Origin of the sequence: Bhargavaea ullalensis, assembly GCF_042432615.1 — a bacterium.
GTDB classification, from domain to species: Bacteria; Bacillota; Bacilli; order Bacillales_A; family Planococcaceae; genus Bhargavaea; species Bhargavaea ullalensis.
Genome location: NZ_JBHLWY010000011.1, coordinates 16,942 through 30,084 on the forward strand (window position 1 = coordinate 16,942; position 13,143 = coordinate 30,084).

General features: G+C 55.3%; 11 protein-coding genes. 1 reads left to right on the top strand and 10 read right to left on the bottom strand.

Going from position 1 to position 13,143, the window contains the following annotated elements:
* Nucleotides 1-15: 15 nt before the first annotated feature.
* From ACFFIY_RS02955 to ACFFIY_RS02995, 9 genes are all read right to left on the bottom strand, one after another.
* On the bottom strand, nucleotides 16-1,302 hold the full coding sequence (locus ACFFIY_RS02955; RefSeq protein WP_354197948.1) for an aspartate aminotransferase family protein: 1,287 nt from the start codon (nucleotides 1,300-1,302) through the stop codon (nucleotides 16-18).
* 274 nt (nucleotides 1,303-1,576) lie between these two features.
* The gene (locus ACFFIY_RS02960; protein WP_354197914.1) at nucleotides 1,577-2,932 is read right to left on the bottom strand and encodes a sigma 54-interacting transcriptional regulator; all 1,356 of its coding nucleotides are present in this window, start codon (nucleotides 2,930-2,932) and stop codon (nucleotides 1,577-1,579) included.
* Nucleotides 2,933-3,148: 216 nt separating this feature from the next.
* A complete protein-coding gene (locus tag ACFFIY_RS02965) occupies nucleotides 3,149-4,645 on the bottom strand; it encodes a sodium:solute symporter family protein (RefSeq protein ID WP_354197912.1) in 1,497 nt (498 codons plus the stop codon).
* A complete protein-coding gene (locus ACFFIY_RS02970) occupies nucleotides 4,642-4,839 on the bottom strand; it encodes a DUF3311 domain-containing protein (protein ID WP_354197910.1) in 198 nt (65 codons plus the stop codon). Before ACFFIY_RS02970 ends, ACFFIY_RS02965 begins: the two co-directional genes overlap by 4 nt.
* A complete protein-coding gene (locus tag ACFFIY_RS02975) occupies nucleotides 4,836-5,720 on the bottom strand; it encodes a nitrilase-related carbon-nitrogen hydrolase (RefSeq protein ID WP_354197908.1) in 885 nt (294 codons plus the stop codon). The genes ACFFIY_RS02970 and ACFFIY_RS02975 overlap by 4 nt, the downstream gene beginning before the upstream one ends.
* 13 nt (nucleotides 5,721-5,733) lie before the next feature.
* Nucleotides 5,734-7,353 (bottom strand): amidohydrolase, encoded by a 1,620-nt coding sequence (locus ACFFIY_RS02980; RefSeq protein ID WP_354197906.1) that lies wholly within the window; start codon nucleotides 7,351-7,353, stop codon nucleotides 5,734-5,736.
* A 189-nt stretch (nucleotides 7,354-7,542) separates the two neighbouring features.
* Nucleotides 7,543-8,688 carry an o-succinylbenzoate synthase gene (gene menC / locus ACFFIY_RS02985; RefSeq protein WP_354197904.1) on the bottom strand — a complete coding sequence of 382 codons (1,146 nt, stop codon included), beginning with the start codon at nucleotides 8,686-8,688 and terminating at the stop codon, nucleotides 7,543-7,545.
* Nucleotides 8,685-9,818 (bottom strand): M20 peptidase aminoacylase family protein, encoded by a 1,134-nt coding sequence (locus ACFFIY_RS02990; protein WP_354197902.1) that lies wholly within the window; start codon nucleotides 9,816-9,818, stop codon nucleotides 8,685-8,687. The genes menC and ACFFIY_RS02990 overlap by 4 nt, the downstream gene beginning before the upstream one ends.
* 16 nt (nucleotides 9,819-9,834) lie before the next feature.
* Nucleotides 9,835-10,632, bottom strand: coding sequence for a MurR/RpiR family transcriptional regulator (locus tag ACFFIY_RS02995; RefSeq protein ID WP_354197900.1), 798 nt, complete (start codon nucleotides 10,630-10,632; stop codon nucleotides 9,835-9,837).
* A 121-nt stretch (nucleotides 10,633-10,753) separates the two neighbouring features.
* On the opposite strand from ACFFIY_RS02995, the gene ACFFIY_RS03000 reads away from it, so the two are divergent.
* Complete coding sequence (locus tag ACFFIY_RS03000; protein ID WP_354197898.1) at nucleotides 10,754-12,142, top strand: YfcC family protein; 1,389 nt, start codon at nucleotides 10,754-10,756, stop codon at nucleotides 12,140-12,142.
* A 66-nt stretch (nucleotides 12,143-12,208) separates the two neighbouring features.
* Here the strand turns inward: ACFFIY_RS03000 and ACFFIY_RS03005 are convergent, their stop codons facing one another.
* Nucleotides 12,209-13,123 carry a serine hydrolase gene (locus ACFFIY_RS03005; protein WP_354197896.1) on the bottom strand — a complete coding sequence of 305 codons (915 nt, stop codon included), beginning with the start codon at nucleotides 13,121-13,123 and terminating at the stop codon, nucleotides 12,209-12,211.
* Between the last annotated feature and the right edge of the window lie 20 nt (nucleotides 13,124-13,143).

Sequence of the window (13,143 nt, forward strand, 5' to 3'; positions counted from 1 at the left end):
CCCCCCGAAATGGATTCAGTGCGCTCGTTCGCGCTCCGTCAAAACTGCTTCCAGAATGTCGAGCCCTTCGTCGATCTGTTCCTTCGTCACGGTGAGCGGCGGAATCATCCTGATCACTTCTCCGGAGTTGCCGCACAGATAAAACAGCACGCCTTTTTCCAGGCACCGGTCGAGCACATCCATGACCGCCGCTCCGTCCGGCTCCCCTGTTTCCGGATCCTGGAGTTCGATCCCGATCATGAGACCGGTGCCGCGCACATCGCGGATGACCGGATGCTTCTCCTGGATCCGCGCAAGCCGGTCCAGGGCGTACGCACCCATGTCGCGCGAGTTGTCGATCAGCTTTTCTTCCTTCAGGACTTCCAGTGAAGCGAGCGCTGCGGAGCAGGCGATCGGGTTCCCGCCGAACGTCGTGCCGTGCGCGCCGAGCGGCCACTGTTCCATCAGTTCTTTCGAAGCGACCGTCGCACTGAGCGGAAGTCCAGCCGCGATGCCTTTTGCAATCGCCATGATATCCGGCGTGACGCCGAATGTCTGCGCCGCGAACCAGTCTCCCGTACGGCCGAAGCCGGTCTGCACTTCGTCGAAGATGAGCAGGATGCCGTGGCGGTCGCAGATCTCGCGGATTTTCTTCAGCCATGATTTCGGCGGGATGATGTAGCCGCCTTCCCCGAGCACCGGCTCGACAATCATGCAGGCGACTTCCGACGGATCGACCTGATGGGCAAACAGGCTCTTCGCATCCCGCTCCAGCTTGTCTGCGAAGTACTCTTCCGAGTCCGCGCCTTCCGGCAAGTATTCCGGCAGCGCGTACGGCAGCTGATATGTAAGCCAGGACGGCTGCATATGCTTGCGGTATTTGCTTTTCGACGTCGTCACGCTGAGCGCGCCGATCGACCGGCCGTGGAAGCATCCCGTGAACGACACGGCATACGGCCGCTTCGTCACATATTTTGCGAGCTTGAGGGCGCCTTCGATTGCTTCCGTCCCGCTGTTGGCGAAGAAAAAGTTATCGAGCTTCGGCGGCAGCACCTGTTGCAGTTCATAGGCGAGTTTCAGGATTGATTCATAAATAATGACGCCGGACGGTCCGTGGACAAGGTGGTCCGCACTGTGCTTGATCGCCTCGACGACTTTCGGATGCCGGTGGCCGACGTTTTCGACCGCAATCCCCGATGTGAAGTCCAGATACTTCCGGCCATCCGCGCCGTAGTAATAGCAGCCTTCCGCTTTCACGACAGGCAGATTCGGGTGATCCTTCGCCATGCTCGGCGCGAGGAAGTTCCCGATGTTGTCGACCATCGATGTCCAGCCGGGCTGTTCGGCGGTTGCCGTTTCAGTTTCGTATGTGTCCAGTTGTTTGGTCATGTTGCATCCTCCTGTTCATGGAACGTTTGGTTTCTTGGTGTGTTTGATTGGAGCAGTGTTTTTCCCACGCGGGTCCGAATCCCTACCTTGGTTACTCGAATCCCTACCAATCAAGGCTGAATCCCTACCTTACTGGCTTGAATCCCTACCTATGTGGGCTAAATCCCTACCAATCCGGGCTGAGTCCCTACCTCTGCTGTTCTTCCAATCATTTGCCTTCATATTTCTTCAGCTTCCGGACGACCGACGGCTGGCTGATGCCGAGCTGCTTTGCCATTTCCGTCGTCGTCCCGTAGCGCTGCTTCGCGATTTTCAGCACGCGCTTTTCCACGCTTTCCAGGATGCTCGGCAGCGAACGCCCGTCGAGTCCGATATCGGATAAAGCGGACGGCGACGCAAGCCGGTATTCCATCGGCAGGTCGTCCGGCACGAGCACCCGCTCACGCCCCGACACGACGAGCCGCTCCATCACGTTCTGCAGCTCGTCGATATTTCCCGGCCACGGCAGATTCAGCAGCCCGTCGAACAGCTCCCGCGACAGTTCCCGTTCCTTCCGGTGCTTTTCGTTGAAAGAATCCAGGAAGAGCGGAATCAGCATCGACAGATCTTCCCGGCGCTCCATGAGCGGGCGCAGCTCGATCGGCACGATCTGCAGCAAATAATACAGCTCGCTGAGAAACTCCCCGTCCGCCACGGCCCCGCCCAGATCGCCTTCCGCCGAACAAATGAACCGCACATCGAACGAAGTCAGTTCCGACCCGTCCCCCGCCCGGTATTTCTTCTCCTTCAAGAGTGCGGCGAGCCGGGTCTGCAGATGAAGCGGCAACCGGTCGATCCCTTCAAGATAAAGCGTGCCGCCATCCGCAACGGCAAGCAGCCCGGCATGTCCACGGCCGTCACCGATCAGCTCCCGCTCGAACAAAGCTTCCGGAATTGTCCGGCAGTCAAGCGTCAGGAATGCCTGGCCGCTCCGGCCGCTCCGCTTGTGGATCTCCTTCGCGAGCGTCGCCTTCCCCGTCCCGTGCTCACCGTAGATCATCACGGGCACTTCAAGATCGGCAACCTCAAAAGCGGTCGTAAACGCTTCCAACGTCGGCCGTGAAGAAAGCACAAGACCCGACGTGTCCACCGATTCCTTCCGCAGGCGGCTCAGCTCTTCCCGCAGGCTCGCCATCTCCGCCTCCAACCCGCTGATATGGCCCTGAATCACCTGCAGCTCCGACCACTCATACGAATAACTGACGACAAACTCCACATCGCCCGATGCGTCAAACAGCGGAAACCCCATGATCAGCTCCCGGCTCCCTGCAGGCGTTTCCTGGATCACCACAACCTTTTTCTTTTCTTTCAAGACAAGCGGTGTGATCGCCGGCGCGAAAATCCCTTGCTTCTCCAGATCGTAAACCGACGCACCGAGAAGCTCTTCCGCACTCAGATTGTAATGAAGACCGCTCTGCCTCGAGACTTTTACGATGATCCCGTCCCGGTTCGTGACGATCAAATCCTCCTGCGAAGAATCAATCACTTCCGGAACCGGATTCGAATCCAAGTAAAACGCAGACATGTCCTGCCACACCTCCCTTGATGGTGATTATTCAATTTTGTTTGATTATTTATATTTGAATAGAAGTATACAGAATGGCCGTACGGAGGGCAAGCGTTTTTTTGGAAGAGTAAAAATACTTGTCAGCCCATCCTGTTCCACCTCTTTGATTCCGCAAAAAAGAGTTGTCGCCCTTTCTTCCTTTATCAAAGGAAGAAGGAGCGACAACTCCGTTCATCAATCGGCATTCAGTGCCTTCTGTGACCGCAGCATCTTTTCCCCGCTTTTTTCAATCAGGTTGTTCGTGGCCAGACTCACTGCGATCGCAATGACGAAGTTCACGGCGAGCGCAATCATTCCGGTGTTCAGGTCATTCAAATACGCCGGTATATTCGGGAAGATATCGGCCAGCTTCATTCCCGTGATGGCGTTAAGGAGAACCATGCCCGTACCTGCAATAATGCCGGTCATCGCGCCGACTTTATTCATGAACTTCGAACGGGTGAAACTGAACAGGAGTCCCGGCACGAGTTGCGTGATCAGGCTGTACGACATGATGTTGAGCAACGCAAGAGCTTCTCCGCCGGACACCGTGAAGGCGAATGCGATGGCGATGATGACGAAGACGAGGCCTTTGGATACCCTCAACTGCTGGCGGTCGGTCGCATCCGGCTTGATCAGCCGGTAGATTCCCGTCATGAGACCGATGGATGCCGACATGAGCATGACAGACGCCGGAACGAGAGCCGTCAGGAGACCGGCCGCTCCGACAATGCCGACCACCCATGGGTCGAAGGTATTCATCACAAGCCGCAGAAGCGACAGATCCCCGTCGGCTCCCTGCAGGCCCGGAACTTGGATGATTGCCGCGAATCCGATGAAGAAGGCAAACAGAAGAAGGATCGTGTAAATCGGCAGCGTAATCGCATTTTTCTTCAGTACCTTTTCTCCGTCTGCCGACAGGATTACCGAGAATGACTGCGGCAGCAGATAAAAACCGAATGCATTCAGAATAATTGTTGAAATGAACCAGACCAGACTGAATCCTTCACTTGGCAAAGTCAGTGCTTCCGGCTTCACTGCCTGCACTGCCTCAAACATCGGCTTGAATCCGCCGAAGTAATGAATCGGTATGTACAGACCGAGGAAAATGATGACGAGCAGGATCATGATGTCTTTCATGACCGCCGTCCAGGCAGAACCATGGATTCCCGAAATCGTCACATAGATTGTGATGATCACGGCGCCGATTGCACTTGCCATCACAGGGCTGATCGCCCCGTATGACGCCTCCCCGACAATGATCCCGAGCCCTTTCAGCTGAATGACAATGTAGGGAATGAGTGCAACCGTTCCGAGCAGCGAAACTACAATACCAAGCACCGGACTTTTATACTTCGCCGAGAAGTACGCCGGCTGTGAAATGATATCGTTGTCTTTCGCAAACCGCCAAATCTTCGGCACCATCCAATAAGACAGCACGTAGGCGAGACAGATGTAGGCCGGTACATAAAACGCCGCAACCCCGTGGGAATACGCCCACCCGCTCCCTCCGAGGAACGTGAATGTCGTATACACCTCACCCGCGATCAACAGAAAGATGAACAGCGTTCCAAAGCCCTTGTTTCCGACCGCGAATTCGTCGACGTTCATTTCCTTGCCCTTTGTGGCCCGTATGCCGAGGTAGAGCGCAACCCCCGCAAAAAGGAAGATGATCAGCAGTGCACTGTTCATGCTTTTTCCTCCTTCCGGCCATATTCAAGACGGTACACGATCCACATGATCAGCGATGACAGCACCATCCAAAGGACAATCCAGAACATGAAAAACGGAAGGCCCAGAACATATGGCTCGATTTTATTGGCCAATGGCAAACAGAACGCCATCCCGATGAACGGGATCAGCAACAGCAATTGCGGTTTCTTCATCTGATCATTCCTCCCCGGTCCACTCCGCCCGATTCATTCTCATATAAACTCTTTCTGCGCCGCCGGTCACGCACAGTCGTGGCGGCACCCGTCCGGCGATTCTCGTACAGTGCTTCCATTGAAAGTTTTGCTGTCACAATGCGCTCCTCCTCAGAACCCTCCGCAAGCACACCGCTTTCCGTCCAGGCAAGATCGCAAGGAGAGAGAACCGCACCGGTTCCAAACCCCGGCTTGATGATCCCGTAGCCCGGTCCGACAGTCGGACAATGCACGGCATACACCTGATTTTCGATTGCCCGTGCATGCGTGCAGTGACGGACCCGCCAAAACCCGTGTGGCGTGAAGGTAAATGACGGACAGAAGATAAGATCGGCCCCTTTCTGCTGATAGATCGCCGAAATTTCCGGTATCTCCATCTCATAGCAGACCGCCATGCCAAAAGTCACCGGCCCGGCGGAAAAGACCTCCAGCCTGTCTCCTTCCGATGTATTCCAGGCCGCTTCGCCCGGGAAGATATGGGTTTTTCGATGGCTCTGAATCCGGCCGTCCGGGCTGAAGATAAACGCCGTATTAAACAGCCGGCCGCCGTCTTCTTCCAGTGTGGTGCCGGCAAGGATTACCTGCCCGCGCTCTTCTGACAGTGCCGAGAACAGAGCCTTGTATTCATCCAAAAATCCGGCCAGCCTCCGGTAATCGGTCACCGGCATCGACTCAAAATCTTCAAAGGTCGTCAGCAGCCCGAGTGTAAACAGTTCCGGCAACAACACGTAGTCACTTTCTGCCGGCACCCTTTCAAATGCATGCCTGACCTGCTCCTCAAACTCTAGAAAGCTTCCGACCGGCCGGATTTCAATCTGGCAGCTCGTCACCTGAACCTCCATCTCCGCAACCCCCTTATCCCTTTACGGCCGACGGCTTTCGTTCAAACACTTTTTCGCCGTCGATCATTGTCATTTCCACGCGGGCCTCTTTGATCCGGTGGGCCGGCTCCTTCAAGATCGCCCGGTCCAGCACGATGAGATCGGCCAGCTTTCCTGCTTCAAGGCTGCCCTTTTTCTGCTCGTCGAAGCTGGCGTAGGCCGCATTGTATGTGTACATCCGGATCGCCTCAAGCAGGCTGACTCTCTGACGAATGCCAAAGTCATTGCCGGCGGCGGTTTTGCGGTTCACCGCGGTATGCAGCCCGATCATCGGCTCGACCGTCGTCACCGGCGCGTCCGATCCGGCGGCACACGGAATTCCCAGATCGAGGAAGTCCCTTGCCGGATACATGAATTCCGTCCGCTCACCGTAATGCTGGAAATAGGTTTCTCCAAACTCGTAGGGGAACGGCGGATTCGGAATCGGAATCACTCCGAGTTCCTTCATCCTCTTCTGGAGGTCCGGCGGCGTTACGCCCGCATGCTCGATCCGGTGCCGGTGCTTGCGCGGATGCTCTTTCAGTGCCCGTTCGATCACATCGAGATACTGCTCCACCGCCCGGTCGCCCTGTGCATGCACCGTCAGCTGATATCCCCGGCGATGCGCTTCGCCGAGCACTTCGTACACTTCATCATCCGAATAAACCAAAATCCCATGATCGTCCGGATCGCTCGTGTACCCTTCACGCGTTGCAATCGTCGGTCCTGTGGAGCTGCCATCAAGGAACAGCTTCGCCGGGCCGATTTTAAACCGGTCATTTCCTGTCCCCGTCACAACTCCCGATTCCATCATGTTGAGCGTGAATGTCCGGCAATCATTCAATGTGCCGATCATGGCGTAGATCCGCAGCTTCAAGTCTCCGTCACCGGATGCCAGCTGCATCATCCGGTAGCTTTCCTCATCGAATGCCCCCGCCTCGTGGACGCTCGTGATCCCTTTTTCAAAGAACTGCTGCTGGGCCAGCTGCATGGCCTGCGCCAGCTCCTCAGTGGAATAACGGGCGGCCGCGTTGAACGCCATATAGGCATTCTCGATCAGCCTGCCGGTCAGCGATCCATCCGGGTTCCGTTCGATGATGCCGCCGGGGGGATCCGGTGTTTCCGCCTCAATGCCCGCAAGCTCCAGTGCTTTTGAATTGGCGATCCCGATATGGCTGCATGTGCGGGCAATGATGATTGGATGCTCCGCCGAAACGGCGTCCAGTTCTTCTCTTGTCGGATAACGCTCTTCTGAGACGGCCGACTCATTGAATCCCCAGGCGCGCACCCATTCACCCGCCGGCGTTTCAGAAGCCCGTTTTTGAAGCGCTTTCAAAACATTGGCGACGGAATCCATCTCCGGTTGCTTGCAGCTGATATTCATCTGATTCAGCCCATAAAGAACAAAGTGAAGATGCGCGTCGATGATTCCCGGCATCAGCGTCTTTCCGCCCAGATTCACTACCTCGGTATCCGGGCCGATCCAGTCCGACATTTCCTTATCCGACCCGACCGCCACAATCCGGTTGCCCGCCACAGCCACCGCTTCGCAGACTTCGTCTCGTTCATTGACTGTGATGACTTCTCCGTTTTGGAACACGATATCTGCCTTCATCGGTCTCCTCCTTGAAATTTGACTATTTCAATTATACAAAGTCCGGCCCCTCCATCACTTTTACACTGTGTCAAACATTGAACCGGACTGCCGGACGAACTGTACAGGCTGGGGGGTCCGCAGCCGATTTCTCCTAAAAAGCCCCTGACCGCAACACCGGTCAGGGGCTTGTCCTCACTTATTCGCTATTCACTCCGGAATCGGGTGCGCTGTTTCCGTGCTCGTGATGCGGTCTTCCGACTGCTTCACTTTCGCCAGTTTCACCGGGTCCACTTCATAGCCGATCCCGATGCCGTCCGGCACCCGGATCAAGCCGTCATGCATTTCAATTTCCGGTGTGACGATGTCTTCGGTCCAGTAGTGGCTCGACGGGGCGGTGTCGCCGGGAATGGTGAAGTTCGGCAGCGTCGTCATCTGGATGTTGTGTGCGCGTCCGACGCCGGTTTCGAGCATGCCGCCGCACCAGACGGCGATGCCGTTTTCCATGCACAGGTCGTGGATCCGGCGGGACTCTTCCAGGCCGCCGACACGTCCGATTTTGATGTTGATGATTTGGCAGCTGCCGAGTTCGATCGCTTTTCGAGCATCTTCATAAGTATGAATGCTTTCATCCAGACACACGGGCGTCTTGATCTGTTTCTGCAGTGTCGCATGGTCGATGATGTCATCATGGGCGAGCGGCTGTTCGATCATCAGCAGGTCCAGCTCATCCAGCTGCTTCAGATGTTCGGCGTCATCCAGTGTATAGGCCGAGTTGGCGTCTGCCATGAGCGCGATGTCCGGGAACGCTTCGCGGACGGCCCGCATGTATTCAATGTCGGCACCCGGCTTGATCTTCACTTTGATTTTGCGGAATCCTTCCTCGACATATCCGCGGACTTTTTCCACGAGCACATCCGGGCTTTCCTGGATGCCGATGCTCTTGCCGGACTCGATTTCTTCTTTGGTTCCGCCGATCAATCCGGCAATCGACTGCCCGTTTTTCTTTGCGAACGCATCCCAGATCGCTGTCTCGATGGCGGCTTTGGCGATGTTGTTGCGACGCACAAACTGGAGCATCTCATGAACTTCCGACGGATGTTTGATCTCCCGGTGCAACAGGCGGGGAATGAAAAATTCCTTCAGCATGTAAACGGCCGTTGCAGTCGTTTCTTCATTATAATAAGGTTCGTTGCTTGTCGCGGTTTCACCCCAGCCGGAAACGCCGGATTCGTCCACGACCTCCACCAGGCACACATCTTTGTTTTCCATCGTTCCGAAACTCGTGGTGAACGGCGCGATCAACGAGACGTTCACATGGTGCAGGCGGACTTCACTCAATTTGACGGATTTCATCTTTCTTCCACTCCTTCTGCATGAATCGCGAGAATTTCGGACAGCACCCGGATGCCGTTCATCATCGCTTCCCGGTTAAATGACATATCCGGATGATGCAGTCCCGGCGCAAGCCCGCATCCGAGGCCGACCATCGTCGCTTTCACCTGCGGACGCTTGATCGTATAGAAATGAAAATCATCCCCGCCCGGCGTAATGATCGGATCGGTCAGGTTTTCCTCCCCCAGCGTCCGGACGATCGCCTGGCGTGCCACTTCTTCCGCCTCCGCATTCACTTCTGCAGCGGCAATTCCGAAATCCTCCGTGATGTTGATCTCCACGTGGTACAGATCCCTTGCAGACTGGATGATTTCCAGAATCCTGGCGCGGAGCTGGTCCATCACTTCATTTGTCTGCGCCCGGATGTCGAGCGCCATCTGTGCGCTTCCCGGAATGATGTTGATGTTGCGCCCGCCGGCGAGAAAACGCGTGACTTTCGCCGTATGGGCGATGTTCGGGTCCAGATGGATCGTATGGAACGCATTGATCAGATAATTGCCGATTTCCACCGCATTGTGCGTTAAATGCGGCCGTGCGCCGTGTGCGTCATCGCCTCTGATCTCGAATGCAATCGAGCCGGTCGCCCCGTGCACGATGGCCGGCGACGCCTTTCCGTCCGGCGTTTCCTGGAACGGGCGAAGATGGATGCCATAGTAGTAATCCACATCGTCGACCACCCCTTTTTCCACCAGCTTCAAGGCGCCCGCGCCGACTTCCTCCGCAGGCTGGAAAATGAACCGGATGCCGATCTTGTCCAGAATCTCAGGATGCTGCCGAATAGTCCAAAGCGTCCCGAGCACCATCGTCATGTGCGCATCATGGCCGCATGAATGGTTGGCCTTCATCTCTCCCTGCACTTCCTGGTACAGCGCGTCCATGTCGGCACGGACCGCAATCACCGGACGGCCCTCGCCGAAATTCCCGATTTCACCCACAACGCCCGTGCAATCGTCAAACGTGCGCACACGGCATCCCGCTTCCTCCAACAGCTCTGCGACCCTCTTCGTCGTCTCCACTTCTTCCCAGCTCAGCTCCGGGTGTTCATGGAAGTGCTCAAATGTCTCTTGTACGCGTTCCTTCAGCTCGTTCATGTGAAACTCCCCCTTCTTATTGAATGAAATACTGGTTGGCCGGATTGATGAAGTCCAGCTTCCCCACCCGTTCCGCAACATGGAGCAGCAAGGCATTCATCACCGAAAAAGTGACCGGCCCTTTTTCAATGGCCGACTTTTCCGCACCCGCCAGGACGAGCACCCGGTCCGCAAGCGGCACGACAGGCGAAACGGAGGAATCCGTAATAACGATCACCCGGTTCCCGTTAGCCCTTGCTTCTTCCGCGAGACGGATCGTCCCGAGCGCATACCGGTAATACGAAAAGATCACCACACAATGATCCGGCCCCTTTTTCGTGATGCCGATGTCCGTTTCAGGACGGAAAAGCCGAACATCCTCCTTGATGGTATTCAGCAGGAACGAAAACCAGTGGGCAAACGGAAACGACTGATAATAGCCGACAACCTGCACAGTTTGCGCTTCGGCCAGCATCCCGACAATCGCATCGGCGACTTCAGTGTCCAGCCCTTCCGCGGTTCGCTGCAGGTTTTGGATATCACTTCTGATCACCCCGGCAAATGAATTGTCATTCCCCGTGGCCCGCTCCTCGCTCAATGATGGCCCGGTCATCAATGCTTTCCTTACATCTTTCTGAAGCTCTCCGAATCCGCCGAACCCGATGGCTTTTGAAAAACGGACAATCATCGTCTCCCCGACTCCAAGCACTTCCGCCACCTGGCGCGCCGGCTTTGTCGCAAACAGGATCGGACTGGTCATCAGCGCCTCTCCCACTTTCTTCAACCCCGGCGTCAACGAATCAAATGACTGTTTCGTTTTCTCCCGATAAGACATCGCACTGCCCCGCTTTAAATGAATTAATTTTTTATTGATAAAATAAATTATATGGTTTAACCTATTCTTAGTCAATACAACATTCCGAAAACTCAACACTTTCGGAGAGGGAGGTCATCCATTGAAAAAGAAATTGGCTTTGCCTGATGCCTATGTCATCTTGTTCATCATCCTTGCGCTGGCTGCCGTTTTGACCTGGGTCGTTCCGGCAGGCGAATATGAACGGCAAGAAACCGATACGGCCACCATCGTCGTTCCGGGCAGCTATTCACAGATTGAATCTTCATCAGCCGGTCTGCTGGACGTGTTCCTGGCCATCCAGGAAGGCATGATTGCCGCTGCCCCGCTGATCTTCCTCGTCCTCATCATCGGAGGTTCATTCGCGGTCATCGAATCAACCGGCGCCATCGACGCACTCATCCTGAAAACAATCGAAAAAACGAAAAACAAAGAGCTTGTCTTGATTGCCGGGGTCATGATCCTGTTCTCCATCTTCGGGGCGCTCGGCATCGTCGTCAACGCTGTCATTGCCTTCATTCCGATCGGCATCATCCTGGCCCGCTCGATGAAGTTTGACGCCATTGTCGGGGTGTCGATCATCTACCTCGGCGCCTATTCCGGTTTCGCCACAGCGTTCCTCGATCCACTGACGACCGGAACGGCCCAGCAGATCGCAGAACTCCCGATTTTCTCCGGCGTCGGTTTCCGTGCGGTAATCTTCGCCACCATCGTTCTCGTCACCATGCTCTACATCTTCTGGTACGCGAAGAAGATCCAGAAAGACCCGTCCAAAGGCGTATTAAGCGACAACCCATTCCCGAAAGTCGACAAAGACGCCGAAGTGGACCAAAACCAGCAAATGACGCTTGTACATAAGCTTGTTCTACTTTGGCTGGCCATCGGCATCGGCATTTACGTCTACGGCGTGTTCCAGCACCAATGGGGCCTCAATGAAATGGCCGCCATCTTCCTCGTGATCGCCGTCGGCACGGCAATCATCGACCGGATCACCCCGAACAACCTCGTCGCCGAGTTCTTCAACGGTGCCAAAGGACTCGTCTACGGAGCCCTCATCATCGGGATGGCCCGCTCCATCGTCGTCATCCTGGAAAACGGCAAGATCCTAGACACCATCGTCGAAGGAATGGCCATGGTCATGACGCCATTCACAAGCGCAGCGGGTGCAGTGGCCATGTTCATCGCAAATGAGCTGTTCAACTTCCTCGTCACATCCGGAAGCGGCCAGGCCGTCATCGTCATGCCGATCATGACCCCGCTCGCCGACATCATGGAAGTCCCGCGCCAAGTCGCCGTGCAGGCCTACAAAATGGGCGACGGGTTTACAAACATCATCACGCCGACATCCGGCGTCCTCATGGCCTGCCTCGCGGTCGCCGGTGTGCCGTGGACCAAGTGGGCCAAGTTCGTCGCCCCCCTCCTGCTCATCTGGACCGTCATCGGCGCCGTCTACCTCATGATCGGCGTATGGATGGGCTGGGGACCGTTTTGACGGATATATAGAAATAAAGAAAAGCGGAATTTCCAATTGGAGATTCCGCTTTTGTGATTATTGCCTTTAATCAGCCAACACAGGACTGCCCGCTGTGTTTTCAACGAAATGGTGATAGGCCAACTCTGATATCAAGGCGATCGTCTCGGCGCCTTTATATGTTTCTTCATTGCCGACCGAGAAGACGCTGATGACGTATTCACCCTTTCCGCCCGGCAAATACACAATCCCTGCGTCATTCACCGTCGTGGCGATCGTCCCTGTTTTATGGGCTACTTTGACGTGAGACGGGAGGCGGCCGGGAATCCGCTGGCCCAGTTGCTGCCGGAACAAGATATCGAGGATGTCTGCACAAACTTTGTCACTGATAAAGTCGCCCGATGCCAGCTTCTCAAAAATCACGGCCATCTCTCTTGGTGTGCACACATTGTTTTCCTGGTCAGTCTGCAACACGTAGCTGTCGCTGTAGTCTCCCTCGCCATATAATCTTGACACCAACTCTTTATGGCTCTCGGGGCTATAGGGTGCCGCTTCCAAACCAACCGTCAGACAAAGCAGTTCCCGGCAGGAATGCCTGATGGTCAGCTGCTCCAGACCCAATTCATCCATGGTCTTTTGGATGGCATCCCGGCCAAGCAGCCGGTAAAGCATATCCGTCGCCAAGTTATCACTGACAATGATCATCATCGTCGCAAGATCTTTGATCGTCACCGACAGGTCAACATCCATCTCCTGAAACACACCGGATCCCGGCACCCTGTCTTCTTCTGTAATGGTGATGCGCTGGTCTAATTTCAGTCTGCTTTGATTCACCTGTTCAAAAAGCGTCAATAGGATGGGAACTTTAAAGACACTTGCCATCTGGAACAAGCGGTCATCATGGACCCTGACTTCTTCTCCGGTTTGAAGATGCTTGATGTAAATGCCGAACTCCCCTTTTTGCTCCTTTAGTACGTCTTCGATTTTTTGTTGTAATGACATGACTTCTCCGCCTCCACTAA

Excerpts from the sequence above, each read along its gene's own strand:
- ACFFIY_RS02955 (WP_354197948.1), bottom strand. The coding sequence starts at position 1,302 with ATGGTCGACAACATCGGGAACTTCCTCGCGCCGAGCATGGCGAAGGAT.
- ACFFIY_RS02960 (WP_354197914.1), bottom strand. The coding sequence starts at position 2,932 with ATGTCTGCGTTTTACTTGGATTCGAATCCGGTTCCGGAAGTGATTGAT.
- menC (WP_354197904.1), bottom strand. The coding sequence starts at position 8,688 with ATGAAATCCGTCAAATTGAGTGAAGTCCGCCTGCACCATGTGAACGTC.
- ACFFIY_RS02980 (WP_354197906.1), bottom strand. The coding sequence starts at position 7,353 with ATGAAGGCAGATATCGTGTTCCAAAACGGAGAAGTCATCACAGTCAAT.
- ACFFIY_RS02990 (WP_354197902.1), bottom strand. The coding sequence starts at position 9,818 with ATGAACGAGCTGAAGGAACGCGTACAAGAGACATTTGAGCACTTCCAT.
- ACFFIY_RS03005 (WP_354197896.1), bottom strand. The coding sequence starts at position 13,123 with ATGTCATTACAACAAAAAATCGAAGACGTACTAAAGGAGCAAAAAGGG.
- ACFFIY_RS02970 (WP_354197910.1), bottom strand. The coding sequence starts at position 4,839 with ATGAAGAAACCGCAATTGCTGTTGCTGATCCCGTTCATCGGGATGGCG.
- ACFFIY_RS02995 (WP_354197900.1), bottom strand. The coding sequence starts at position 10,632 with ATGTCTTATCGGGAGAAAACGAAACAGTCATTTGATTCGTTGACGCCG.
- ACFFIY_RS02965 (WP_354197912.1), bottom strand. The coding sequence starts at position 4,645 with ATGAACAGTGCACTGCTGATCATCTTCCTTTTTGCGGGGGTTGCGCTC.
- ACFFIY_RS02975 (WP_354197908.1), bottom strand. The coding sequence starts at position 5,720 with ATGGAGGTTCAGGTGACGAGCTGCCAGATTGAAATCCGGCCGGTCGGA.